Source organism: Chryseobacterium sp. Marseille-Q8038 (assembly GCF_965111995.1).
On the sequence record NZ_CBCOPN010000001.1, the window covers coordinates 1,459,203 to 1,485,088 of the forward strand.

At 36.9% G+C, this 25,886-nt stretch carries 25 protein-coding genes; 10 read left to right on the top strand and 15 right to left on the bottom strand.

The window, feature by feature from the left end:
* The first annotated feature begins 165 nt into the window (after positions 1 to 165).
* The 3 genes from ACWPWS_RS06775 (at position 166) to ACWPWS_RS06785 (ending at position 2,159) form a co-directional block, all read left to right on the top strand.
* A complete protein-coding gene (locus ACWPWS_RS06775; protein ID WP_454045988.1) occupies positions 166 to 729 on the top strand; it encodes a Crp/Fnr family transcriptional regulator in 564 nt (187 codons plus the stop codon).
* A 246-nt stretch (positions 730 to 975) separates the two neighbouring features.
* Positions 976 to 1,308, top strand: coding sequence for a DMT family transporter (locus ACWPWS_RS06780; protein WP_045496196.1), 333 nt, complete (start codon positions 976 to 978; stop codon positions 1,306 to 1,308).
* 140 nt (positions 1,309 to 1,448) lie between these two features.
* Positions 1,449 to 2,159, top strand: a complete 711-nt coding sequence (locus ACWPWS_RS06785) for a T9SS type A sorting domain-containing protein (protein ID WP_454045989.1) — start codon at positions 1,449 to 1,451, stop codon at positions 2,157 to 2,159.
* 54 nt (positions 2,160 to 2,213) lie between these two features.
* On the opposite strand, the gene ACWPWS_RS06790 is transcribed toward ACWPWS_RS06785, so the two are convergent.
* The 5 genes from ACWPWS_RS06790 to gpmI all read right to left on the bottom strand — a co-directional run bounded on the left by ACWPWS_RS06790 (position 2,214) and on the right by gpmI (position 7,154).
* Positions 2,214 to 2,981, bottom strand: a complete 768-nt coding sequence (locus ACWPWS_RS06790) for a class I SAM-dependent methyltransferase (protein WP_209784761.1) — start codon at positions 2,979 to 2,981, stop codon at positions 2,214 to 2,216.
* Complete coding sequence (gene map / locus ACWPWS_RS06795; RefSeq protein ID WP_034696736.1) at positions 2,981 to 3,790, bottom strand: type I methionyl aminopeptidase; 810 nt, start codon at positions 3,788 to 3,790, stop codon at positions 2,981 to 2,983. The genes ACWPWS_RS06790 and map overlap by 1 nt, the downstream gene beginning before the upstream one ends.
* 163 nt (positions 3,791 to 3,953) lie before the next feature.
* On the bottom strand, positions 3,954 to 4,385 hold the full coding sequence (locus ACWPWS_RS06800) for a BT0820 family HAD-type phosphatase (RefSeq protein ID WP_209784762.1): 432 nt from the start codon (positions 4,383 to 4,385) through the stop codon (positions 3,954 to 3,956).
* Between the two features lie 99 nt (positions 4,386 to 4,484).
* Positions 4,485 to 5,462 carry an acyl-ACP desaturase gene (locus tag ACWPWS_RS06805; RefSeq protein ID WP_209784763.1) on the bottom strand — a complete coding sequence of 326 codons (978 nt, stop codon included), beginning with the start codon at positions 5,460 to 5,462 and terminating at the stop codon, positions 4,485 to 4,487.
* A gap of 150 nt (positions 5,463 to 5,612) precedes the next feature.
* Positions 5,613 to 7,154 carry a 2,3-bisphosphoglycerate-independent phosphoglycerate mutase gene (gene gpmI / locus ACWPWS_RS06810; protein ID WP_309512321.1) on the bottom strand — a complete coding sequence of 514 codons (1,542 nt, stop codon included), beginning with the start codon at positions 7,152 to 7,154 and terminating at the stop codon, positions 5,613 to 5,615.
* A 192-nt stretch (positions 7,155 to 7,346) separates the two neighbouring features.
* Here gpmI and ACWPWS_RS06815 point away from each other — a divergent pair, with 192 nt between their 5' ends.
* The gene (locus ACWPWS_RS06815; RefSeq protein ID WP_103293686.1) at positions 7,347 to 7,670 is read left to right on the top strand and encodes a translation initiation factor; all 324 of its coding nucleotides are present in this window, start codon (positions 7,347 to 7,349) and stop codon (positions 7,668 to 7,670) included.
* Positions 7,671 to 7,672: 2 nt separating this feature from the next.
* On the opposite strand, the gene ACWPWS_RS06820 is transcribed toward ACWPWS_RS06815, so the two are convergent.
* Together ACWPWS_RS06820 and ACWPWS_RS06825 are read right to left on the bottom strand one after the other, a co-directional pair.
* A complete protein-coding gene (locus ACWPWS_RS06820) occupies positions 7,673 to 8,572 on the bottom strand; it encodes a leucine-rich repeat domain-containing protein (RefSeq protein WP_209784765.1) in 900 nt (299 codons plus the stop codon).
* Positions 8,573 to 8,630: 58 nt separating this feature from the next.
* Positions 8,631 to 10,784 (bottom strand): alkaline phosphatase PhoX, encoded by a 2,154-nt coding sequence (locus ACWPWS_RS06825; RefSeq protein WP_454045990.1) that lies wholly within the window; start codon positions 10,782 to 10,784, stop codon positions 8,631 to 8,633.
* Between the two features lie 378 nt (positions 10,785 to 11,162).
* On the opposite strand from ACWPWS_RS06825, the gene ACWPWS_RS06830 reads away from it, so the two are divergent.
* Positions 11,163 to 11,591, top strand: coding sequence for an XRE family transcriptional regulator (locus ACWPWS_RS06830; RefSeq protein ID WP_454045991.1), 429 nt, complete (start codon positions 11,163 to 11,165; stop codon positions 11,589 to 11,591).
* Positions 11,592 to 11,742: 151 nt separating this feature from the next.
* Here ACWPWS_RS06830 and ACWPWS_RS06835 read toward each other — a convergent pair whose 3' ends face one another.
* Positions 11,743 to 13,572 (bottom strand): cytochrome-c peroxidase, encoded by a 1,830-nt coding sequence (locus tag ACWPWS_RS06835; RefSeq protein WP_454045992.1) that lies wholly within the window; start codon positions 13,570 to 13,572, stop codon positions 11,743 to 11,745.
* A gap of 229 nt (positions 13,573 to 13,801) precedes the next feature.
* Here ACWPWS_RS06835 and ACWPWS_RS06840 point away from each other — a divergent pair, with 229 nt between their 5' ends.
* Positions 13,802 to 14,287 (top strand): hypothetical protein, encoded by a 486-nt coding sequence (locus tag ACWPWS_RS06840; protein ID WP_209784768.1) that lies wholly within the window; start codon positions 13,802 to 13,804, stop codon positions 14,285 to 14,287.
* A 27-nt stretch (positions 14,288 to 14,314) separates the two neighbouring features.
* Complete coding sequence (locus ACWPWS_RS06845) at positions 14,315 to 15,169, top strand: nucleoside phosphorylase (RefSeq protein ID WP_426478328.1); 855 nt, start codon at positions 14,315 to 14,317, stop codon at positions 15,167 to 15,169.
* Between the two features lie 797 nt (positions 15,170 to 15,966).
* Here the strand turns inward: ACWPWS_RS06845 and ACWPWS_RS06850 are convergent.
* Together ACWPWS_RS06850 and ACWPWS_RS06855 are read right to left on the bottom strand one after the other, a co-directional pair.
* Entirely contained in the window at positions 15,967 to 16,728 is a 762-nt protein-coding gene (locus tag ACWPWS_RS06850) for an NAD-binding protein (protein ID WP_454045993.1), read from the bottom strand.
* On the bottom strand, positions 16,725 to 17,153 hold the full coding sequence (locus tag ACWPWS_RS06855) for a MarR family winged helix-turn-helix transcriptional regulator (RefSeq protein WP_454045994.1): 429 nt from the start codon (positions 17,151 to 17,153) through the stop codon (positions 16,725 to 16,727). The genes ACWPWS_RS06850 and ACWPWS_RS06855 overlap by 4 nt, the downstream gene beginning before the upstream one ends.
* Before the next feature lie 163 nt (positions 17,154 to 17,316).
* Here ACWPWS_RS06855 and ACWPWS_RS06860 point away from each other — a divergent pair, with 163 nt between their 5' ends.
* Complete coding sequence (locus tag ACWPWS_RS06860) at positions 17,317 to 17,583, top strand: hypothetical protein (RefSeq protein WP_454045995.1); 267 nt, start codon at positions 17,317 to 17,319, stop codon at positions 17,581 to 17,583.
* A gap of 77 nt (positions 17,584 to 17,660) precedes the next feature.
* Here ACWPWS_RS06860 and ACWPWS_RS06865 read toward each other — a convergent pair whose 3' ends face one another.
* A complete protein-coding gene (locus tag ACWPWS_RS06865; RefSeq protein ID WP_454045996.1) occupies positions 17,661 to 18,938 on the bottom strand; it encodes a hypothetical protein in 1,278 nt (425 codons plus the stop codon).
* Between the two features lie 247 nt (positions 18,939 to 19,185).
* Complete coding sequence (locus tag ACWPWS_RS06870) at positions 19,186 to 19,749, bottom strand: DNA-3-methyladenine glycosylase I (RefSeq protein WP_454045997.1); 564 nt, start codon at positions 19,747 to 19,749, stop codon at positions 19,186 to 19,188.
* Between the two features lie 139 nt (positions 19,750 to 19,888).
* On the opposite strand from ACWPWS_RS06870, the gene ACWPWS_RS06875 reads away from it, so the two are divergent.
* Both ACWPWS_RS06875 and ACWPWS_RS06880 read left to right on the top strand, forming a co-directional pair.
* Entirely contained in the window at positions 19,889 to 20,188 is a 300-nt protein-coding gene (locus tag ACWPWS_RS06875) for a hypothetical protein (protein ID WP_149388702.1), read from the top strand.
* 120 nt (positions 20,189 to 20,308) lie between these two features.
* Positions 20,309 to 21,118 (top strand): enoyl-ACP reductase FabI, encoded by an 810-nt coding sequence (locus ACWPWS_RS06880; RefSeq protein WP_034697597.1) that lies wholly within the window; start codon positions 20,309 to 20,311, stop codon positions 21,116 to 21,118.
* Between the two features lie 152 nt (positions 21,119 to 21,270).
* Here ACWPWS_RS06880 and ACWPWS_RS06885 read toward each other — a convergent pair whose 3' ends face one another.
* The 3 genes from ACWPWS_RS06885 to ACWPWS_RS06895 all read right to left on the bottom strand — a co-directional run bounded on the left by ACWPWS_RS06885 (position 21,271) and on the right by ACWPWS_RS06895 (position 25,877).
* Positions 21,271 to 22,710, bottom strand: coding sequence for a glycoside hydrolase family 30 protein (locus ACWPWS_RS06885; protein ID WP_454045998.1), 1,440 nt, complete (start codon positions 22,708 to 22,710; stop codon positions 21,271 to 21,273).
* Between the two features lie 40 nt (positions 22,711 to 22,750).
* On the bottom strand, positions 22,751 to 23,560 hold the full coding sequence (locus ACWPWS_RS06890; RefSeq protein ID WP_454045999.1) for a glycoside hydrolase family 16 protein: 810 nt from the start codon (positions 23,558 to 23,560) through the stop codon (positions 22,751 to 22,753).
* A 94-nt stretch (positions 23,561 to 23,654) separates the two neighbouring features.
* Entirely contained in the window at positions 23,655 to 25,877 is a 2,223-nt protein-coding gene (locus ACWPWS_RS06895) for a glycoside hydrolase family 3 N-terminal domain-containing protein (RefSeq protein WP_454046000.1), read from the bottom strand.
* Positions 25,878 to 25,886: the final 9 nt, after the last annotated feature.

The following is a 25,886-nucleotide window of genomic DNA, read 5'->3' on the forward strand; positions in this document are numbered from 1 at the left end:
ATATTTAAAAGAAAAAAGAGAGTTATACAGTCTTAAATGGCTGTAATAAAAGAAAATTAAAAGCTGCTACCATGCTCATGTCATTACAAGATTGCAAAAAAACATAGGATTATTTTGTATTGCATTACCTAAAACTGATATTTTTGAATATTAGAATTCATCTTTATGAATATAGACCAGATTCTTGACCAGGTTTACCTTCTTCCTGAAACATCAAAAAACAGTTTAAAAGAACATATCACTGAAGTTTCGCATCCTAAAGGCTTTTGCCTGATGGAAGCCGATAAAGTGATTCCTTATCTTTATTTTATAAGAAAAGGGATTGCGCGCGCCTATTCTTCAACTTCTGATAATGATATTACCTTCTGGTTCGGGAGTGAAGGACAATGTATCCTTTCCATGAAAAGCTATGTAGAAGACAAACCCGGCTATGAAAGCATCGAATTACTGGAAGACTGCGATCTTTACAGAATGGAAACAGAAAGTCTCAGAAAACTGTTTAATGAAGATATTCATATTGCTAATTGGGGAAGAAAACTGGCGGAAGCTGAAATGATAAAATCTGAAGAACTCATTATTTCCAGACAGTTCAAAACTTCTCTGGAGCGTTACAAAGACATCATCACCTACCAGCCGGAATTGCTTAAAAGAGTTCAGCTCGGTTATATTGCGTCTTATCTTGGGATTACGCAGGTGAGTTTAAGCAGGATACGGGCGGAAATCAAGTAGATTTTAATTGAAAGATTTAAAAATTCTATGATTTCCTAGTTTATGTTTTGGCTAAAGCCAATGGAATGATTGTTATATTGAAAGCGGACTAAAGTCCGCTCCTATTGATATGATAAACCATCTTCCTTCCATCCTCCATCTTCATTCTTCCTGCTCCCATCTTCCTTTCTTTAATTTCATTTTTTAACAATTGTAAAATTTTTTCTCCCGTTAAATGCTGAAATTTGCTGGAGAAAAATTTAAGAAATGAATTGGATCATATTAGTTATTGCAGGATTATTTGAAGTTGCCTTTGCATCATGCTTGGGAAAGGCAAAAGAAACATCAGGAACTGAAATGTACCTGTGGTATACCGGTTTCCTGATCACCATGACCATCAGTATGCTTTTGCTAATTAAAGCGACCCAAACCTTGCCTATCGGTACGGCTTATGCAGTATGGACAGGAATCGGAGCAGTAGGAACTGCCTTAATGGGAATTATTTTCTTTAAGGATCCAGTAAGCTTTTGGAGAGTTTTCTTTATTGTAACCCTTATTGGTTCTGTGGTAGGATTAAAGGCAGTGTCTTCCTCCCATTAAAAAGCGCATAAACTTCTATCTATATTTAAAAATGGAACCGTCTTCGTATTGAAGGCGGTTTTTGCATTTCTATTTTTATTTAATCTGATGGAATTGAGAAGGACGAAATTCTTTTATCTTTACGGGAAACTTTTTAACCTATGAAAAAAATTTTACTCCTTTTAGCAAGCAGTTTATTAACTGCCCAGCAAACCTCCGAATTACTTTCCAACAACTGGTATATTTCTAAAATGGTGACCAGCGGCGGCCAAACAACCAATACTCCTGTGATTGACAATGGAGTTCCTGCAACTACCTTTAATTCTGCGGGAGGAACAAGCTATGTGATTAACTCCAGGTATTATAACACCTCTATGATGAGTTTCGGGGTCATACCCGGAGGTAATAACCTCATCAAAACAGCAAGCTCGTGTACTCTTTTGTTTTATAACGGAGGAAATGCGGCACCTGTTCGTGCCTACGATCAGAAAAACTGTGATGCGTATGTTTTAGGAGCTTACGGATCTATATACAGCTATCAGATCACAAACAATGGCAATATTAAAACACTTACGATCACAGATCCTTCAGGGAACAAAATATACTATAACAATACTCCACAACTGAGCACTAAAGAAGTTCAAGCAGCCGCGAAAACCTTCAAAGCGTATCCAAACCCTGTAAAAGAGGTTTTATATCTTGAAAACATTGAGAGAAACCTTCCCCTTAAGATCTACGATTTATCAGGGAAACTGGTATTTGAAACTACAACCCATAGCAACAAAACCTCGATTGATACAAGCAGTCTGCAGAAAGGGCAGTACATGATAACGATAGAAAATTATAAGTCCTATCCTTTTGTCAAAGAATAAAAGAGAACATTTCATCATATAAAAACCCGCTTCAATGTTGAAACGGGTTTTATTTTATTTTTTATAGACTACAGGTAAAATTTCATTATGCCTTAGTCCGTATTTTTTAATTTCTTCTTCAGAGAATTTCTGGGAATAAAAGTTGGGTTCTATTTCAAAGCCTGCCTTTCTCAGGCGGTCAAAATAATCCATTCCGTACCAACGAACGTGATCATACTGACCGAAGTGTTTCTGACGTTCTTTTGGATCTTTAATGGTAAAATCTTCATAGGTTTTCTCCAATGAATTTTTCATCGGAACCTGAAGAATTCCCCATCCACCGGGTTTCATTACCCTGTAGAGCTCGCTCATTGCTTTTGCATCGTCTTCAATATGTTCCAGAACATGGTTACAGAAAACAATATCAAAGCTTTCATTTTCAAAAGGTAAATCCAGAATATCTGCTTTCACATCTACAATGGGAGAATATAAGTCTGCTGAAATATAATTCAGGTTACTCATTCTCTTGAATTTTCTTAAAAATTCCTGTTCGGGAGCGATATGCAGTACTTTATAATTTTTAATAAAAAAATCAGTTTCATTCTGAAGATAGAGCCACATCTGACGGTGTCTCTCCAAGCTTAAAGTTCCTGGCGAAAGAGCATTTTCTCTTTGTTTTCCATATCCATAGGGAAGGAATTTCCTGTAAGATCTTCCATCAATGGGATCCAAAAACTGATCTCCTTTGAAAAACTGATAAATAAGCGGTCTTGCCCAGATGCTCATTTTGATAAGCATCGGACGTGGAATTTTATTCAGTAAAAGCTTAGTTACCTTTTTCATTAAAAATCCAGTTGGAACTGCTTCTCTTCATCACTTACAATCCCTAAAGCTTCGTATACATAATCAAATGTAGAAAGCAATACCGGCTTACCGTTGATTACTGCTACATCATGTTCGAAGTGAGCAGATGGCATATTATCTAAAGTAGTTACCGTCCAGCCGTCATTATGAAACTTTACTTTTTCAGTACCCATATTCACCATTGGCTCGATAGCAATTGCCAAACCGTCTTTAATTACTTTTCCGCTTCCTTGTCTTCCGTAGTTAGGAACCTGTGGATCTTCGTGCATTTTTCTTCCCAATCCGTGTCCTACAAGCTCTCTTACCACTCCATATCCTTCTTTTTCACAATGTGCCTGGATTGCATGGGAGATATCTCCTATTCTCTTTCCTCTGACAACCTGCTCAATTCCTTTGTATAAAGATTCTTTGGTAACCTGTAGTAATTTTTTAACCTCAGGTTTCACTTCCCCGATTTCAAAAGTGTAGGCATGATCTCCTACGAAACCATTAAGGATCACTCCACAGTCAACAGAAAGAACATCTCCTTCTTTCACTACGTCGTTGTTAGGAAAACCATGAACTACCTGCTCATTCGGAGAGATACAAAGAGAATTTGGAAATCCTCCATACCCTAAGAATGCAGGTTCAGCGCCGTGATCTTTAATAAAATCATGAGCCAGTTTATCTAAATATAAAGTAGTAATCCCTGGTTTAATTTCTTTTGCCAACATTCCCAATGTTTTAGAAACCAATCGGGCACTCTCCTTCATGAGACGTAATTCGTCTATCGTTTTTAATTGAATCATTGTATATAGATATTAGATGTTAGATGTTAGAAGCTAAATTACAGCGTTATGCTTATTTTTACTTCCCACCATCTACTGAACTTTCTATTATAAATTATAAAAGACCAAAAGCATTTGATATTAAAAAACTAACCTCTAATATCTAGCTTCTAACTTCTATATCTTACCAGAAAAGTCCTTTTTTCTTTTCTTTTTTAAGTTTTGAATAAGCAAGAACTTCTTTTCCTTCTACACGGAATTCTATTCTTTCCTGAATAATATTGTAGATCTCACCCCATCCTGGAAATCCTCCTAAATTTCTGTCATCAATAAACCAGTCTGCATCTAATTTTCTGGACTGACTTTCAGGATCAAAAACTTCTCCTTCGAAGCTTGAGTTCACAGAATAAAATTCTATTCCGTTTTTTTTACAGAATTCTACCGCTTCATCTAAAGTTTTTCCGTGTCTGTATGTCCAAAGTATCAATCTGAATCCTTCAGCCTGAAGTCTCTTCAACGTTTCGAATGCAAAAGTTTTCGGTTTACCAATTGCCGGGTAAGCATCATCAACAATAGTCCCGTCAAAGTCAACAGCGATCTTTTTATTATTTAACATTTTGTCTTTTTTTAGCTTTGCAAAGATAAGAAATAAAAAGAGTGCCCAAAAGAAAGGCACTCAATTACTTTTATATTTTAAATAATAATATAGATCTTATTAGCTTTTCACCCAGCTAAACTGGAACTGAAGATCCGGAGTAGAAACCCGGTCTGTGATCTTCTGAAGTCTTGCAGGAAGCTTCATCAGATATTCCTGAGCTTTTTCCGCTTTTTCTGTAAGTCCTTTTACATGCTCAATTTTCCATTCATCTAAAAGGTCCTTCATAATATTGATATAATCCTGACCTGTATACACCATACATCTTTGTGCTGCATCTGAGAAATGTCCCCAAAGTTCACCAGCTTTTTGTCCTGACTGTCTCATTAAGTGAGCAGGCATTACAATTTTCTTACGCATCATATCTTCGAATGCAAGAATCATTTCTGAAGGGTCTACTTCAAGAATTTTTGCTACGAAATGTTTGTATGCTTTAGCGTGTCTTGCTTCATCTGCAGCAATTACCCCACACATTTTTGCTAATTTTCCGTTTCCTGATTGTTTTGCCAATGTACCCACTCTTCTGTGTGAGATATTGGTAGCTGTTTCCTGGAAGCTTGTATAAATGAAGTTTCTGTACGGGTCCATACTTGTTCCCAAATCGAATCCGTCATTGATAAGATATTGAGTAGTGATCTCAACTTCTCTCATGTTTACTCTTCCACACAGATAAAGATATTTGTTTAATAAATCTCCGTGTCTGTTTTCCTCAGCAGTCCATGCTCTTACCCAATTGGACCAGCCTAATCTTTCTTCCTGATTAATTCCGTCAACTCCCATCAACCAAGACTCATAGGAAGGAAGAGCTTCCTCTGTGATACAGTCTCCGATTAGTGTTACAAAAAGGTCATAAGGCATTTCACGGGCAAAAGTCTGAATTTCTTCTAAGTCGTGTTTAAATTCATCGCTTGAAGGATCTGGTAAATAATCGGAAGGCTGCCAGATTTTTTCAATTGGCGTTAAAAATTTATCAAGAAAAGAACCTACTTCCTTTTCCAATAATCCCATTACTTCTTTCCTAACAAGCTTTTGATACATTTTACTATTCAGTTTTAATTTACAAAGATATGATTTATTTATTATTTAGCGCATAATAAAGTATGCAAGTCATACCTTATCTGACATAAATCATAAAAAGAATGCCGCTATAAAGATATAACGGCATTCTTTTAACAATATTATTGCATATTAATTAACCAAAACATCTCCTGTCATTGCATCTGGTATTTCCACTCCCATTACTTTAAGAATGGTAGGTGCCACATCTCCCAGTTTTCCGGGTTTTAAATTCCAGGTTTGGTCTTTATCCATAACGATAAAAGGAACCAGATTTGTAGAATGCTGGGTATTAGGAGTTCCGTCCGGATTCATCATGACATCAGAGTTTCCATGGTCGGCAAGAATAAAAACAGCATATCCGTTTTCATAAGCAGCGGTAGCTACTTTTTCAATACACAGATCTACCACCTCAGCGGCTTTTACAGCTGCTTCAAAAACACCTGTATGCCCTACCATGTCTGTATTGGCAAAATTTAAACAAACAAAATCAGCTGTTCCCTGTTCCAGTTCCGGCACGATAGCATTGGTAATATCATATGCTGACATTTCCGGCTTCAGATCGTAAGTGGGAACATCTTTCGGGCTTGGACATAATAGTCTTCTTTCGCCTTTAAACTCTTCCTCTCTTCCTCCTGAAAAGAAGAAAGTAACGTGCGGATATTTCTCAGTTTCTGCGATTCTGATCTGGGTTCTTCCATTTTTCTCAAGAATTTCACCCATGGTTTCCGTTAATACGTTTTCATCAAAAACAACCTGTACATTCTGGAATGTTTTATCATAATTCGTTAATGTGATATAATAAAGGTTGAGTTTTTTCATATCATATTCCGGAAAATCTTTCTGGGAAAGTACTTCTGTAATTTCTCTCCCTCTGTCTGTACGGAAGTTGAAACAGATCACCACATCATTATCAATGATTTTTGCCACCGGTACTACATTTCCTGTAGCAGTAGTGTTCATTAGAATGATTGGTTTCAGGAATTCATCGGTAATATTATTATCATAAGAAGCTTTAATAGCTGCCAATGCATCTGTTGCAGGCTCTCCTACTCCTTCTACAAGGGCATCATAAGCCAGTTTTACACGCTCCCATCTTTTATCTCTGTCCATGGCATAATATCTTCCTACCACTGTTGCCAGCTTTCCTGTAGTTGCTTCCATATGTTTTTGAAGCTCATCGATAAATCCAAATCCAGAGTGTGGATCACAGTCTCTACCATCGGTAAATGCATGAACAAAAACGTTCTCATTCAATCCAAATTCTTTTGCAGCAGTCAGCAATCCTTTTAAGTGATTGATATGTGAGTGTACTCCTCCATTGGAAACCAATCCGATAAAGTGTATTTTTTTATTTTCTCTTTTGGCATATTCAAAAGCATCCTGAATCACTTTTTCCTGACCCAGTGTTCCGTTTTCCACTGCCATGTTCAGTTTCACCAGATTTTGGTATACTACTCTTCCGGCTCCCAGGTTCATGTGTCCTACTTCAGAATTCCCCATCTGTCCGGCAGGCAGACCAACAGCCAACCCACTTGCTTCAAGCGTAGTATGTGGAAATTTTTGGTAACAGCTGTCTATGAATGGAGTATTTGCTTTATCTATTGCAGAAACGTCAGGGTTTGTTCCCAATCCCCATCCGTCAAGAATGGCCAGTATTGCTTTTTTTGACATTTTGTAAAACTTTTGTAAGACAAATTTACCTAATTTCCTATGAATAGAAGAATTTGAAGACTCGAATTTTATGGACTGATGATGATAAGTCATCCAACCGTGTCATGGTTTTGAACCTTGACACGGTTTAAAAATTGAAATTTCGTTAATTATTTCCCTTCATTAATCGGTAAATCTTTTTAATTTTGCAGTATGGATTTACGAGATCAATTGAAGAATCTTTTTCCTGAGCATGAAGAGCAGGATTTTGAGATGCCTGAAGAGCAATTCAAGCAGAAAGAGCCTTTGGTATGCAAATTTGAGAAAAAAGGAAGAAATGGTAAGCCTGTAACAATTGTTGAAGGTTGGGAAGGCAGTGAGGAAGACCTCAAAAAAATCTCAAAGAAAATAAAAACCACCCTGGGTATAGGCGGCTCTGAGAAGGATGGAACGATTATCATTCAAGGGGATAACCGTGATAAAATAATGAATATCCTTAAAGAAATGGGATATAAAACCAAACGTGTTGGCGGATAGATTTAGAAATAGATCTGGGTTTCCGGCAGTAAGGTTTTTAAGTTTTCAATTTTAGATTTTTCTATAGGATTTCCTGTAAGAATCAACGTTTTCAGGTTTTTAAGCTGTTTGATTTCTTCAGGAATATCTTTCAGATTGTTGTTGGCCAGATTCATACTGACGATATCTTTCAACCCTTTTACTTTGGGTGAGATTTCTGTGATATTATTTCCACTGACATTTAAAAATTCAAGATGTTTGGCTTTGAAAAGGTTCTCAGGAAGTCTGATAATAGCATTCTGCTGCAGTTCAAGATATTTTAAATTTTCCGGAAAAGACAAATTTCCAAGATCATTGATCTGATTATCTGAAAGGTTCAGGAATTTCAGGTTTTTGATCTGCTTAAGTCTGTCTGCAATGAAGCTGATCTGATTTCCCTGCAGGTTAATTTCTTCCAGGGTCGGAATTTCCATTAAGGCTTCCGGAAAGGTATTCAGATTGTTGGCATCAAAATGCACTACTTTTAGGTTCTGAAGTTGTGCAAGATTAGGATTAATGCTTGTCAGACTATTCAGATTCATTGAAAAAGTGGTTAGCTTCTTAAGCTTGCTTACCTCATCGGGAATATATTTAATGCTGTTTTCATTCACATTTAAAATTTCCAGTCCTTTTAATTCAAAGAGTTCCTGATCCATTTTCTCAAGCTTATTGGCCATGATATTCAGAAAGAATAATGAATCCAGCTTCACGATCTGAGGGGGAAGATTGAACAATCCTTTTTCTCTGAAACTCATACTGTACACTGCTTTTTTACTGCTTAAAGCATCTTCAATATTGGTAAAAGTAGGATATTTCACCGGATCAATCTGTGCTTTGATCTGAGAAAGTGATAATATGGAAATAAGTAAGAAAAGCTTTTTCATAAACATAAAAGAGCCTGCCAGCAACAGAAGTCACTGACAGACAAGAATTATAAATAATTTATTTCTTTAAAAGTTTAACTGTTTTCTGGAAACCTCCTTCAGCTTCAATATTTAAAACTAAAACACGAGATCCTTCCAACTGTTGTGTGAAGTCAAGGTCCAATACTTTGTTGGTTCCATTAAACTTCTTTGTATAAACGATTTTTCCGTCCATGCTGTAAGCTGTTACAGAAATATCTTTCAATCCTTTAGCAGAATTGATTTTCACGATTCCTGAAGTTGGGTTTGGAGCTACTGTTACTGTATTTTCTTCAATTTTACTATCAATAGTTCCTAAAGTTCCTTCAATTCCCAGGTTGCTTTTAAGGGCAATAACAATTGTTGCTGATTTTCCTTTATAATCAATTGTATTCCCTGTTGCATCCACATCTGTAGAAATGGTTGAATCCGGATGCTGAATAGAGAAGAAACCGAATTTGTGATCAGGGGTAAATGTAAGTCCTGTAGGCTCTGAACCTGCCGGCATGGAAGCAAACAGTCTTACTTTAGGGTTTGCCTGTGTATGATCCGGAGCAATGACCCAGATATAGTTTTTACCACCATCCTGAAGTACCCAAAGGTTTCCAAGTTCATCAAAAGTAAGGTTGTCATTTCCGTCTCCCCAAGCTTCAGATTTCATTCCCTGAGCAGTATTGAAAGAATATACAGAAGAACCTCCTCCTACAAATGTTTCCACCTGAGAAGCGGTAGTTCCGTTATCCTGTAAACGGTATACTCTGTCTAATCCTTTTGCAGTAAAATAGATTCTGCCATCCAGAGGGCTGATATCAACATCTTCAACTCCATTGAATTTTGTACCTCCCACAGTCAGAGCATTATTATTGGTATTATTCTGATCTGCTTGTGTTTTGTTCGGAACCTGAATCCATGTCGCTGTAGTTCCTACCGGATCTCCTGCAGTTGTTAATCCCTGATCTAATTTTAATACATAAAGGTTTCCTGAAGAAAGATCATTTGGAGTATCCATTACATATTTGTATACCATGTGAGTTCCACCGTCTTCTCCATAATACGCTATAGTTCCTGCGTTATTGATCACTATGTTTTCGTGGTTCATGATTCCCATCTGCCACAGTTTCCCTTTGGTACCATTAGCATTTTTAGAAATAACCTGTGCTGTTGCAGGATCAATCTCCACTAACCAACCATAATCTTTGTACCCATCATTATTCACATCATTGGACGTAACCGATTCTTCCGCCGTCACTACAGTTCCCCAAGGCGTAATTCCTCCTGAACAGTTTCTGATGGTCTGTACTAAACTTGGATCTGAGAAACTTACCGCTCTTGATTTGGTCAGCTGCCAAAGTTTTGAAGCCGCGTTATAGTTGATCTCTGCCATGGTAACTCCTCCAGGATTGGTTTCATGGTTTACAGAAAGATATCCGTTGGTACTGCTTCCTGTTTTAGGAACATAAGCCGTAAAGTCATTCTGACCTCCTACCAGTCCGCCTCCTTCGGTATAGCTGTCTCCTTCTTTTAGAATAAGCTGGTATTTGTGTTCAGCAGGAATGATCAGTTTATTGGTCTGTGCTGTAGGAACAATGGAAGTAAAACAGCTGATATGTGTTCCGTTACAAGTTACAGGAGTTGTTGTATTGGTTGTTGTTTTCAGGTAAGCATCAATTCTTAAATCTGAACTGGTTGTACTTCTGTTATGCAGCTCAATAGAAAATCTGTTGACCCCGTTCACAAATTTTGACTTTGGAATAGAGAAAATATTATAAACGCTCTCTGCTGCCCCATCAATAGTAGTACTGGAGAAAGTATTGAATGTTACAGCACCCGCAGGCATATTATCTCTTACCACTTCTTCTCCGTTAAGGTATACAATGATACCGTCATCCCTCATTACTCCAAGTTCCATAGTATCGGAAAGCGTTGAAAGATCTACCGTAAAATCCTTAGCAAAATAAGCGGTAGTAAGCCCTGAATTGATTGTCGTTGTTACAGGATCTCCGTATCCTAGCGGACCGTTTCCTACTGCCCATGTTGAAATATCATAGGTCTGTGCATTCCAACCGGCTGGCTGCGCCTGATTGTTATCTTTATAGCTCCATGACGCATTCTTGTTGAATACAAGAGTCTGTGCCTGAATACCAGAACTGGCCAGTATAGCCAAAGCTCCCACTGTTAGTAGTTTTTTCTTCATTTTTTATTTGATTTATTAGACCTTGCAAAACTATTTTTTTAGAACTTCTCCTCTGTTAATAGGATTTTAAATCTAAATCGCTAAATATTAACTTATCAAAAACCTAATGTTAAGGGGATTAATTTTTTGTTAAATGATGCGCAGTGCGAGATTTGAGATGCGGGATTTCAGGGTACGGGGTTCAAATTGATAATTGATTGTTGTGGAATTTGTTTTTTGATGTATTGATACTTATCATATTGGTTGATTAATTCTAAAAATGCTTTGAGCAATAAGATAAAAAGAGAATTTTTTATTCAAAAACATGAGTATTTTAGAAGATAATTTATTTTCAAAACGAGCTTTACTCTTATCTCTTAAAACTTTATATTTGTTATTATGATTGACACAGCTATGCAAAACAAAAAAATACATCAGGGAAGAAATATTAAACGTTTCCGTGAAATGCTTGGTATCAAGCAGGAAGCCTTAGCTTTTGAATTAGGTGATGACTGGAATCAGAAGAAAGTCTCTCTTTTGGAACAAAAAGAAATTGTGGAGTCTGATGTTTTGGCACAGGTAGCTCAGATTCTGAAGGTTCCGACAGAAGCAATTGAGAATTTTGATGAAGAATCAGCAATTAATATCATTGCAAATACATTTAATAATCACGATCATTCATCTCCTCAATTTGCTACAATTATTAATAATTCACCAAGCTTCCATCCTCTCGACAAAATGGTTGAACTTTACGAGCGTATGCTAAAACAACAGCAAGAAATGATTGATAAACTGGAAAAGCTTATCCAAAATAAACAAACAGATTGATCCGATCTATAAAATAACTTTAGGCTAAATTCTGAAACCAGCGTAGGTCACGTTACACAAGTTTCAAAATTTAGCCTATTGTATTAAAAACATATCATTCCTACCGAACCCCGGTCCTCACAAACCCGAAATCCCGCATCCCGAAACTCGTCTACTTCGCTTTACTCACATCTGTAAGCGCATTCAGGAAGGCTATGATCTGTTTTATTTCTGTTTCGGTAAGGTTTAATTTATCCGGGGCAAGGGTTTGGTTTTTCATTTTTAATCCTAATCCTTCTCCACCTCCTTCGTTATAAAAATCAAGAACTTCTTCTAATGTGTTGAAAGCACCATTGTGAAAATAAGGTTTAGTAAGAGCAATATTTCTCACGGTTACTGTTTTGAAAGAGTAATCATAAATCCATGATTTTTCTTTTTTTACCGGGCTGTTTCCTCTTCCAAGATCCTGATCAAGCTCCACAGGAAGCTGGTTGATGGGCCTTGTGGGTATTCCCAGTACTTCAGATTCATTTTCATTAAAAAACGGAGGTACCAATCCTGAAAAGTGAGGGGCAAAATGACAGGTTGCACAATTGGCTTTTCCCATAAACAGATTGAATCCTTTTTTCACATCATCAGAAACATCCTTTTCATTCCTCATGAAACGGTCAAAATCACTGTCAAATGAATATAATGAAGCTACATAAGAACTTAATGCTTTGGAAAAATTCTCTTTACTGATCTTTCCATCTTTGAAAGCTGCACGGAAAGCCTTTTTATATTCAGGTTTTGTTTTTAGTTTCTGAATAATATTTTCATAGCTCGTATTGAATTCCTGCTCATTATAAATAACGTGTTCTGCCTGCTGTTCAAGATAAAAAGCACGAAGATCATAGAAAAACCTTTTGGCAAAAACAGCATTATATAAAGATGGAGAGTTTCTCAGAACCGTTTTCCCTTCCACATTGCTTTGTGATTTGGTGGTAAGGTCGGTAAAAGCATTTTCCTGAAGATGGCAGGTAGCACAACTCATTTTCCCGTTTCCACTTAAGTTCTGATCATAGAAAATAGATTTTCCAAGATTGCGGAGTTCCGGATTATCTTCTGAGGATTTTAGTAAGGTATAAAAGTAAGGATCTAAAAAATCACTGCTGAAAAAGTTCTTGTTTCCCACATTCCATCCTGAGAATTCTTTAAGATCATCAGGCCTTCCATCCCATTTTCCCAGCTCTTCATATAAAGGCTGTACATATTTTTTATAAAACCCGATCCTGTCGAAAGTTTCAAAATCTGTATTTTTTGAAAGGTAATGAATTGCTTCTGTTAAAATCTGATCAGCCTTCTGCGTATTATAATTTTTAAAATAAAGATCATCATTGATGTATTTCTGCATTCCGGAAAGAGCATGGCTTGTTTCTTCGGAAATATTCAGTGAACCCGGTGTATCAAAACCTGATACGCCAAGTGAATAGATCCTGATCAGTTCTATACGTAACGGTAATGTCTTATTATTCCCTTTACTCAGTCCATTTTTTAATGCACTTAAATAAAACCCTGAATAGCTGTTATACAAAAAAGTAGTAATGGTTTTAATCTTTTCCTTTTCATTTCCTGCTTCGTCTGAAAATATAAGTTCATCCAATACCTGCAATCCTTCAGGTGGAAGGGTGTATGATGATGTCCCTGCAGCTTCAATATGAAATAAAGGGGCTGCATTCAGATGGGTTTTCGTAAATTCAGGATAATGGTAGGCAACATAGAATTCTATTTCCTTGAATGAGTTTCTTGTACTGCTTAGTGATTTCTGTAATTCTTCCAGGGAAATACGGTCTTCGGAGAACTTATCGGCGTCTGATTTCAGCTGCTCAAGTTTGGTTTTAAAGTCGGACAATCCTTTATTGACAAATGTATTTTCGCTTTCTTTTCCTTTATAAACAGGATTAAAAGACATTACTGCAAATCCTATCAGAAGGACGATTACAAGCAGTGGATAAGATCTCATGAATTTTTAGCGGCAAAACTATTAATCTGATGTTATCTCAGTTTTAATAGCAGATTAAATAATGTTTATATTTCTGCTATTATATTTTTCACTAATTTTAAACCCCGAAATCAAATTCATTATTCTAAAGAAACGGTTCTTCGAAATACCGGTAAAAATAATGGCGGAAGATTATTGGGAGAGGATTTTTTAAACTAAATTCAACACATCAAAAAAACTAAATAGGAGTATGAAAACAAAACTATGGTTTGCTGTTATGGCAAGTTTCCTTTCGCTTACCGCATTTTCACAGAAAAAAAAGCAACCGGAAAAACAATCCGGAAAGCAGCAGGAAATGGCTGTATATGCCGAGAAAAGAGGTTCTGATTATTATTTGATCCGTCTGGAAAAGGATAAAAACATTCCTAATGTTTATCTGTATTCCAACGGAGTTACCAAGCGCTATAAAGATTATACTGATCTGAAGGATATTGTGATGGAATTCCCGGGAATGATGACTTCCAACAATTCAACGAAGGAAGAACTGATTTCTATTCTTAAAAAAGATGATCACTTCTACGAAATCACTTCCCAGAGGAAAGATCCTAAAAACATTGAAAAAACTGTTGTTACTGTATACGAGGTAATGAACGGCCAGAAAAGGATTGTAGAAGAATACAATGATATCTACGAGGTTATGGCTTCTCCTTATAAAGAAGCGATTATGATTAATTAAAAAACTTAAAAAAAATATATACCTATTATGCTAAACAAACTTGCAGCCTCAGAACTTGTTCTGAATGAAGACGGAAGTGTATATCACCTGAATCTTTTACCCGAAGACATTGCTGACAAAATCATCCTTGTAGGAGATCCTGACAGAGTGGCAAAAGTTTCAAAATACTTTGATACCGTAGAGATCAAAAAAAATAAAAGAGAATTCTATACGCATACAGGAACGCTTCGCGGGGAAAGAATCACAGTAATGTCTACCGGTATCGGAACAGAAAACATCGATATCGTAATGAACGAACTGGATGCCCTGGTGAACATCGATCTTAAAAATAAAGAATTTAAAACTGAGCATAAAGCTCTTGAACTATTCCGTATGGGAACTTGTGGAAGTGTAAACCCGGATGTACAGGTTGACAATATGCTGGTAACCCAGAATGTAGTAGGTTTAGACGGTCTGATGCATTTCTATCAGGACTACAACTTCGAAAATGAGTTTTCTAAAAGCTTTTTAGAAAAATTCCCTTACGAAAAAATCAAACCTATGCTTTATTTCTCAGACTGGGCAGCAGAAATGGGTGATTATTACAAAGATGCCAAATACCATGGAAATACCGCAACTTTCCCGGGATTCTATGCACCACAGGGAAGACAGCTTCGTTTAAAAGCAGTGGATGATCAATTCCTGGAAACGTTAAATGATCTTGGAATCACCAATTTTGAGATGGAAACATCAGCAATCTATGCCCTTTCAAAATTATTAGGACATAAAGCCATTACCGTCAATAACGTTATTGCCAACAGAAGACGTGGAGAATTCTCTGCAGACCACCATGCTTCTGAGAAAAACCTTATTGAATGGGTATTGGAAAGAATTATTAAGTAATCAATTCTGTTTACGATAAAATAAAAACCTCCGGAAGCTTTTCCGGAGGTTTTTTATAGGTTTTGGCTAAAGCCTATGGAATTTGATTTATTCTGAAAACGGGCTAAAGCCCGTTCCTATTGAATTTATATTATTGAATTTTGTTCCTTTCACCATGAATGAAGCTCATCACTCACCTTGTCATTCCGTAGGAATCTAAATACAAAACTTTAAAAATAAAGTAGAGATTCCTACGGAATGACAAAAGGTACCACCAGAAACTTTGTAAATAAAAACCTCCGAAAGCTTTTTCCGGAGGTTTTTTTATAGGTTTTGGCTAAAGCCTATGGAATTTGATTTATTCTGAAAACAGACTAAAGCCATTCCTATTGAATTTGTATTGTTGAGTTTTTGTTCGTTTTACCATGAATGAAGCTCATCACTCACCTTGTCATTCCGTAGGAATCTAAATACAAAACTTTAAAATAACGTAGAGATTCCTACGGAATGACAAAGGGTACCACCAGAAACTTTGTAAATAAAAACCTCCGGAAAAAGCTTCCGGAGGTTTTTTATAGGTTTTGGCTAAAGCCAATGGTATTTTGTTTATTTTTAAAAACGGGCTAAAGCCCGTTCCTATTGAATTTATACTATTGAATTTTGTTCCTTTCACCATGAATGAAGCTCATCACTCACCTTGTCATTCCGTAGGAATTTAAATACAAAACTTTAAAATAACGTAGAGATTCCTGCGGAATGACAAAGGTGTTAAAAGAAATCTCGTAAATAAAAATGGGTTAAAAACCGGAGGTCAATAATTACAAATGAAACGTTCTCGGATCCGGATACTGAAATACATAATCCAGCTCTGAAACCAGTTTTGAAGATAAAACCTTCTTACCTTTTACTTCGAAAACTCTTTCCTCAGGAATATTTTTCTGTGCATTAATCACCTGGCTTTTTGCAGGATGAATAGGGGCAGTAACATTATAAAGTTTAGCTTCAACTTTCTTTTCAATCATTTCCGAAATAATCCAACTGATATCAGCATAATGAATATGATTCACTGCGTGATCAAGATTCCCCACATTATAGTTTTTCAGAAGTCTGTTATCTCCCATCAGGCCTCCAAGCCTCAGAATATTAAGCTGCGGATATCTATTTCTCAGCATTCTTTCCCCTGATACTTTCTCCAAAGGAATATCTTCTTCTGTAAATTCTTTGGGAAGATCGGGATAAACCCCTGTGGAACTCATCAGGAACATCTGTCCTTTAAAATCTCCGATAAACGATGACAAATTCTGAATCCTGTTATATAGAGAACTTACACAACAGCTTTTTTCATTGACAGGAATGGTAATAATTAAAACATCAGCATTTTTAATCTCAGACCATTCATTATACGGTTCTGCCAGCTGATAGTCCGGGAAAGAAGCAAGTACAGCATGAATTCCTTTACTGTTCAGATCCTTTACTTTATTTTCTGTTGTAGTGGTTGCTGCTATGTCGTATTTTCCGGACAAGGAAGAGGCTATTCTTTCTCCCAACCAGCCACAGCCTATAATTCCTATTTTCTTCATATGCCAGAAACAGATTGTATTGTTAATATATTGTCTAAAGAAGCCATTAGCTGAGTCTTTACATCCTCACTCAGATTCATACAGCGCTGAACGGCTTTGGGGATATGTTTCGCTTTTTCTTTGAGGTTTGTTCCATTTTCGGTAAGATTAATCAATACAACTCTTTCATCTTCTGTACTGCGGGTTCGGATGATCAATCCGTTTTTTTCCATACGTTTCAATAACGGCGTTAATGTTCCGTTATCCAGATGAAGATGTTCACCGATCTTTCCGATCTTCATTCCGCCATGCTCCCATAAAACTGTCATCACAAGATACTGAGGATACGTTAATGAAATTTCATCCAGATAAGGCTTATATAAACCTGTAATATATCTGGAAACAGCATACGTTTTAAAGCATAAATGTTCTGATAAAGGGATCATCGTTTTTTTAGGAACAAATATAGCCTATTTATTTTGTGCACAATATTTTTGTTTAAAATATTTATTTTTTAATGAATTGGTAAAAATGAATTACCTATCAGATTCAGGTTGTGGTTATTTTATTATTTTAGCCCAAATAAAAAACAATAAACTAATTGTGAACATGAAAAACGATAATCAACCTGAAGACAATAAGCTTTCGGATCTCTCTATTGAAGAACTTACAAAAGAAGAAAAAAAACGTTCCGCGGCTCATATTTCCTTTTGTATTATCATGGGAATGTTGGTAGTAGCCTGCATCTATATGACAATTAAGAAAGGTTTCAATGGTATAACCCCGCTTCCATTAGCTTTTTTCCCACTCTATCTTATTATCAGGAAAAGCTGGCAAAATGCACGTAAGGAACTTCAGTCCCGTAAGTCTAGTTAAAATGGATAATGTATAAAAAAGGACTTCCAATCCGGAAGTCCTTTACACCATATCAACTATAATAAAAAACCTATTATTTAAAATTCATTGATCATCACATAAAAATGTCCGGAGTACAGGCTGTTGGCAGTTCCCGAAATATTAGTGAGATTAATTGTAATACTGGAAGCAGAAGCCATCCTTGGATTCGAGATGGAAAATGAGGAATTTCCCGGAAAGTCTCCTGCCGGAGAAACTACCACCACAGCTCTTGTAGAACCGGGCTGATATCCTGCCGGAACAGGAATATCAATTGTTGTCGATTTTCCCGGAGGCAAATTATTGATGGATATTCCCGGCCATACTTCAAAACTGATCTGATTTTTCTGCACACTGCCGTTCTCGCCCAATTTAAACTGTCCGTTTACATCAAGTTTTGCGGAGACATTCGGAGTACCAGTACCAATACCTACATTTGCATTATTATTTCCAAGAACAACAGCATTGGCCTGTGAAGTAACCGCCCCATATCCTACTGCAGTGGAATATTGTCCCAACGCATTGGCTTCTGAGCCTAGAGCCGTTGAGTTTTGGCTATTTGTTACCGCATTATATCCTAAAGCCGTTTCGCTATTTGTATTTGTTTTCGCATTGTATCCTAATGCTATGGACTGAAATCCATCCGCTGAAGAGTTATTTCCTATAGCTACAGATTCATTACTGCTGGTCTGGGCATGAAATCCTATGGCTGTAGATCTGAATCCTGCTGCTGTAGTTTTATTTCCTACCGCTAAAGCTTCATTCCCGGAAACAACTGTTGCGCTTCCAATAGCTATTCCCATAAATGCAGAGCTTGCGCTTCCTATAGCAATCCCATTCTGTCCGGCATTTGATCCTATTCCAAAGCTTACAGAATTATCAACTCCCAGTTTTCCTGCTGTTAGGGCATTTACTTTAAAAATCAGATCATCATATGTTTTTGTTCCCAAAGCCAGGGTTGTATTTGCTCCTCCATAATTTCCTACATTCGTACCTGTAAGGTTCCAGTTGGTTCCATCCTCTGTTTTAGTGGTATTCCCGCCGTTTGCTAAAATTTTATTCCATTTTGATTCGAACCAGTAATAGAAACCAATTTCCTTTAGAGTGGAGTTTCCATTGTTCCAAACGATAAGTCCGTCTGCCGGAGAAGGTACTGTAAGATTATCTGTTGTAGTGGTAAGCGCAATACTTGGAAGAAGTACACCCTTATTATTGGCGTTAATATGAAGCATCGCAGAAGGGTCCGGATTCGGTAAACCAATCCCAACCTGAGCAAATGTGAAAATACTTATAAAGAATAAGAGAAGTGTATATTGAGGTTTATAGTCTTTTTGCATTACTTGCATTTTTTGCAGGTGCAAATATACAAATTTTCAACAAAATAACAATTATACTGAAAATATCATAATTAAAAACACGACAAAGTGAATAATACAAAACTTACTCACGAAACAATGAAAAATGTTTAATATCAATCATTTACCAAAAGTAACATCCATTAGGCTTTGCAGTTATCTCCCATTTTGTGTTTAATTCTTTACATTATATAATTAACAATAAACTTCACTAAATTTTGAATAAAAGCTAACTATTTTTTCTGGTAAAGCAGTTTTTTAAGTGATCATTGATCATTCCGGTGGCTTGCATATGGGCATAAATTACTGTAGAACCTACGAATTTAAAACCTCTCTTTTTAAGTTCTTTGGATATAAGATCCGAAATTTCTGTAGTGGCAGGAACAACAGATAATGTTTCGGGACTGTTGTCAATGGGTTTTCCATCTATAAATCCCCAGATATATTTGGAGAAACTTCCAAATTCCTTCTGAACTTCTATAAATTTCTGAGCATTGGTGACAGCTGAAAGAATTTTAAGCCTGTTTCTGATAATTCCGGAATTATTCATCAATTCTTCAATCTTTTCGTCTGAATACGCTGCTACTTTTTTATAATCAAAATGATCAAAAGCTTTTCTGAAGTTTTCTCTTTTGGATAAAATAGTGTACCAGCTCAGCCCGGCCTGAAAACTCTCCAGAATCAGAAACTCAAATATAGTCTCATCATCGTAAACAGGTCTTCCCCACTCTTCATCATGATACTTTCGGTAGAGATCATCTTTTTCGCACCAGCCACAACGTATTTTTTCCATAATTATCAATTTTTGCTAGTTAAAGTTACTACTGATTTTGAAAAAGATAACAAAAGATTATGAAAAGTTTAACAGAGGCGTTCAGTTTTAGGAATGGTTATTGTTTAATTACTGATACCAAACTAAAATTTATACTATTATGAACAATTCAGAGTACAACAAAGCGGAAAATGCAGTAAACAATGTAGAAAATTCTTTACAAAATGCAACGGACAAAGCCAAATGGAAAATCAATGAATTGGCAGACAAGGCTAAAGATTATATTAATGAGAAAAGGGATAATGATCAGGAAGCCAGCCAGGAAGACTGGTTCGACAGGGTAAAAGCTAATGTATCCGATGCTTGGGAGGATATCAAAGATAAAGCAGATGAAGCATGGGAAAAAACCAAAGATGCGGCAGAGGATGTAAAGGCAGAATGGAATAAGAAAACCAATTAGTATTTCAGTCATATAAATATTTTCAATAAAATGGAGTCTTAAATTGATAAGGCTCCATTTTTTATTATGCCATAAGCACAATTATTGTTACATTTGTATTATAATAAACATTAAAAAATTATGTCATACGGTTTACTTAAAGGCAAAAAGGGAATTATTTTTGGAGCCCTTAATGAACAATCTATCGCATGGAAAGTTGCTGAAAGATGTCATGAAGAAGGTGCTGAATTTATCTTATCCAATGCTCCTATTGCTTTGAGAATGGGGGAACTTAATGGTTTAGCAGAAAAAACAGGTTCTGAAGTAATAGGTGCTGATGCAACTTCTATAGAAGATCTTGAAAAACTTTTTGATGCCGCTGTTGCAAAATTTGGAAAAATCGACTTTATCCTTCATTCTATCGGAATGTCTATCAACGTAAGAAAAGGAAAACATTATACAGAAATGAACTACGACTGGTTGGAAAAAGGCTGGGATATTTCCGCTGTTTCTTTCCATAAAGTAATGCGTGTGGCTTGGGAAAAAGACTGTATGAATGAATGGGGAAGTATTTTGGCACTTACTTATATTGCTGCTCAAAGAACATTCCCGGACTATAATGATATGTCTGATAATAAAGCTTATCTGGAAAGTATTGCAAGAACTTTCGGAAACTATTGGGGTGAAAGAAAAGTACGTGTTAATACTGTTTCTCAGTCTCCTACCATGACAACTGCCGGTAGCGGAGTGAAAGGTTTCGGAGGATTCCTTGGATATGCAGAAGATATGTCTCCACTAGGAAATGCTACGGCTCTTGAATGTGCAGACTACTGTGTAACATTATTCTCTGATCTTACGAAGAAAGTAACGATGCAGAATCTTTTCCATGATGGAGGTTTCAGCAGTTCAGGGGTTACTCAGAAAGTAATCAGCAAGTATGATGCTGAATAATTCATCTAAAAAATAACGAGCTACAGTTTCGTTTACAATAAATAAAACCCATGAAAAGATTTCATGGGTTTTTCTGTTTTATCATCGTTCACAAATAAATCCGGCGGCCTCTTCGGGCCGCCGGATTCGTCAAAAATAATATTAATATGCAATTATAAAATAACAGTCTGAATAGAATGCGCAGGTGCATTCAATTTTGCTGCTTTTCCTTCTATCCATAGATTGGTTTCGATATCATTGTCTGAGTCGTTCATAATAACGGTTACCAGCTGTCCGTTTTCGTTCATAAATGCAGAAGAGGTCAGGGCTGCTCTGTTGGAAGAACTTCCGATTCTCTGGGCATTCGGTTTGATATATTTTGAGACGTGTCCTATATAATAGTATTCATAGGTATAGAAAACTTCACCGGTTTTGGTGTCTGCAATAATCGGGGCAAAGCAGAAATTTCCTTTGTGATTAGGTCCGCCGGTTTCATCCAACAGAATATTCCAGTCGGTCCATAATGCGTTTCCTTTGTTGAAATCATTCAGCATATTTTTGCTGTAGAGTTCTCCCAGGCTTACATCGTAGATTTTATCCATATTGAATTGTTCTTTGCATCCTTCAGTAAAGGCAAGGAATTTATCCGGGAAAGCCCTGTGGGTTTCCGCTAAATTGTCAAAAAGCTGGGTTTTATTGTTCCATGTTTCATACCAGTGATACCCGATACCATGTGCATATTTTGATGTTTCAGGATCGCTTAATGTGGTGGTTGCTCTTTGGTAGATAAGATCTCTGTTATGATCCCAGATCATTACTTTTTTATCTTTATATCCGTTTTTCCAAAGGGTTGGTCCGAGATTGTTTTTCAGAAATTCACCTTCTTCTTCTGCAGTATAGATGCAAGATTCCCAGCTTTGAGTAGCCATAGGCTCGTTCTGAACGGTTAAACCCCAGATATTGATCCCTCTCTTTTCATATTCTTTAATGAATTTGATATAATAATCTGCCCACGTTTGATAGTACTGATTTTCCAATCTTCCCCCTTTATACAAACTTTTATTTGATTTCATCCAGGCTGGCGGGCTCCATGGGGAGAAATAAAATGTAAAATTATTTCCTATAGCCTTTTGAGCTTCTTTGATCATTGGAATTTTATATTTCTCATCGTGAGCAACATTAAAGGTCTTCAGAGAAGTATCATTATCCTCTACATAGGTATATGAATCACTGGAAAAGTCACAGGAATTCATATTGGTACGTACGACAGTGTATCCCAATCCGTTTTTCCCAAAATAGGCATCAAGAATTTCCTTTTGCTTATTCTTTGGCATCTTATAGAAAGTCTCTGCTGAAGCATCTGTAATAGCACCTCCTATTCCTATCAGTTTCTGATATTTAAAATTGGGCGCCACAAAAATACAGGCATCCGTTTCTTTAGGCTGTCCGAACTGCTCAAATTTGACGAGTCCTTTATCCGCCATCTTCTCATTGGCTTTCGAGTTGGTAAGGATTACTTTAGCTGTTTTCCCTGCATTTTTATTCCAATAATTCTGAGCATTGACATTGATAACAACGCCCACTACAAAACAACTTACAATTAGTTTTCTCATGATTTTTTCTGTTTCCGGATCTATCTGATCCTCATTTTCATTATTTATTTTGATAAACTCTTACATAATCTATATAATACTTCTGTGGAAAGACAGCATCATCAATACCTTCTTTTCCGCCCCAAAATCCTCCTACGGCAAGGTTTAAAATGATAAAATAAGGTCTGTCAAAAGGCCATGCTTCATTATTTTTCTCTTTATTTTCATAGGTGAAAAATTTATGGTCATCAATATAAACCTCTATCTTTTCCGGTGTCCAGTCTGCTTTATAGACATGAAACTTTTCGCTGGCATCTTTTACAAACAGGGTATCGGTCTTTTGTGTTCCCTGGATATGATTATATTTTTTAGTATGCACAGAAGCATGGATATAGCCCTGGTTATACCCCACATGTTCCATGATATCCAGCTCACCATCATCCGGCCATTTCTTCATGTTCTCACTCATCATCCAGATTGCCGGCCAGGTTCCCCGACCTTTAGGAAGTTTCGCCCTGACTTCAATTGATCCATATTGGAAAGCAAATTTCCCTTTGGTTAAAAGCCTAGCAGAAGTGTATTTATTATTTTCCCAATTTTCTTTTTTAGCCTCAATGATGAGGTTTCCTTTTTCCATTCTGGCATTCTCAAGCCTGTTTTTGGTATAAAATTGTGCTTCTTCATTTCCGAAACCGCTTCCTCCGGTATCATAATTCCATTTTAATGAATCCGGAAGCCCTTTGCCATTAAATTCATCACTCCAAATCAGTGTCCTGCGGGAATCAGGTTTGTGTGAGGCACAGTTGAGAACAGCAAGGAAGAAAGCTCCAGCTGCACAAATTCTGATGAGATTTTTAGCTTTGAGATTCATATATATAAGGTTTTAAGTTTTGGCTAAAGCCATTTTTCTGACGTTTTAATGAGCGGATTAAAACCCGCTCCTATTGAATTGAACTGAATTGAATTTATTTCGTCCAGTTGATTCTTTTGGTCTGCACATTTTGAGAATTGGTTCCCACCATAATATCAAACGCTCCACCTTCCCAGTCAAAATTCAAATCGTCATCAAAGAATTTCAGATCTTCAGGTGTCAGTTTAAAATCTACTTTTTTGCTTTCTCCTTTTTTGATGAATACTTTCTGGAAACCTTTCAGCTCTTTTACGGGTCTCACTACTTTTCCGAAAAGATCTCTGATATAAAGCTGTACAACTTCTTCCCCATCATACTTCCCTGTATTGGAAACAGTAACACTGATGTTCAGGGTCTGATTTCCTGTAAGGGCTGCAGAATTTAAAACGATATCAGAATAGGTAAAATCAGTATAGCTTAGGCCATATCCAAACGGATATTTCGGATCATTATCAAGATCTATATAGGCTGAAACATAGTTTCTGTCCGTATTATTTTTGGCTGGTCTTCCCGTATTGTAATGATTGTAATACACAGGAATCTGACCTTCTGTTCTCGGAAAACTCATAGGGAGTTTCCCACCAGGATTTACAGTACCAAACAGAACATCTGCAATAGAATTTCCAGCTTCTGTTCCCAGCCACCATGTGTACATAATGGCAGGAATATTGTCTGATGCCCAGTTGAAAATCAAAGGTCTTCCGGCATTGATCATCAGAATAATCGGCTTGCCTGTTTTGGCAATTTCTTTCAGTAAATCTTCCTGAACTCCTGTAAATCCGATATTGCTTCTACTTTTCGCCTCTCCACTCATCGCATGGCCTTCTCCCAATGTCATAATAACAACATCTGATTTTCTTGCCGTTTCTATTGCTTCTGCAAACTGACTTTTGTCCTGATCATCAACATTACAGCCTTTAGCATATAATAAAGTGGCATTTTTATCCAGTTGATTTTTAATTCCATCGAATTGTGAAACGATTCTTTGGTTATCATCTTTGAAAGCAATAGACCAGAAACCGTGGTTCGCTACAGTCTCTTTACCGAAAGGACCAATCAGAGCAACCGTTTTTACCGTTTTGGAAAGTGGAAGAATATTTCCCTGATTTTTAAGAAGAACAATACTTTTTGATCCGAATTCTCTTCCGAATTTTCTGTTATCCTGATTATCGGTCTGTTCTTTTTGTCTTTTCTCATTACTGAATCTGTAAGGATCATCGAAAAGTCCCATTTCGAATTTCTTTGTTAAAATTCGTCCCGTTGCGTCATCTACCAGTTTGGGATCTACTTTTCCTTCTTTCACCAGTTTTGGCAGTTCTGCCATATAAACACGGCTTTCCATATCCATATCACTTCCGCCTTGTATAGCTCTTTCTGCCGCTTCGCTGGCATCTTTGGCATAACCGTGTGGAACCATTTCCCCAATACTTCCCCAGTCTGAAACCACAAAACCTTTATAGTTCCATTTTCCTTTTAAAAGGTTTCTCTGAATATATTTATTAGCAGTAGCCGGAATTCCGTTAATATCATTGAAGGAATTCATGAAAGTAGCAACACCTGCTTCTGCCGCCGCTTTGAATGGGGGAAGATACGTTTCATTCAGCTGTCTGAGACTCATATCTACGGAATTATAATCTCTTCCGCCCACAGCTGCTCCATAGGCTGCAAAGTGTTTTGCACAAGCCATCACTGCATCAAGACTTCCTAAACCTCTGCCCTGAAATCCTTTGATCCTTGCCAGTCCGATTTTTGTTCCCAGGTAGGTATCTTCTCCGGAACCTTCCATTACTCTTCCCCATCTCGGATCTCTGGCGATATCCACCATTGGAGCAAACGTCCAGTGAATACCGTAAGCGGCAGCTTCTGTAGCGGCTATTCTTTCTGATTTTTCTATCATCCCAAGATCCCAGCTTGCTGCCTGTCCCAGATTCACAGGGAATGTGGTACGATAACCATGAATAACATCCTGCCCGAACAATAAAGGAATTTTCAGTCTAGACTGCATCGCCAGTTTCTGAAATGCTCTGGTTTCTTCTGATCCTGCAACGTTCAGCATTGAACCTACTTTTCCTCTTTTTATTTCTTCCAAAACAGCAGCTGAATTGGAATGCTGAGGCCCTGTAGCGTATTCAAACCCGCTGTACTGAACCATTTGCCCTACTTTTTCTTCCAGGGTCATTTTAGACAGCAGCTCTGCTACTTTCTGATCAGTTGTCTTTTGTCCGTAGGCATTCAGTCCAAAAGCAGAAAATGCCAGTAAGAAATACACTCTTTTCATAGTATCAAA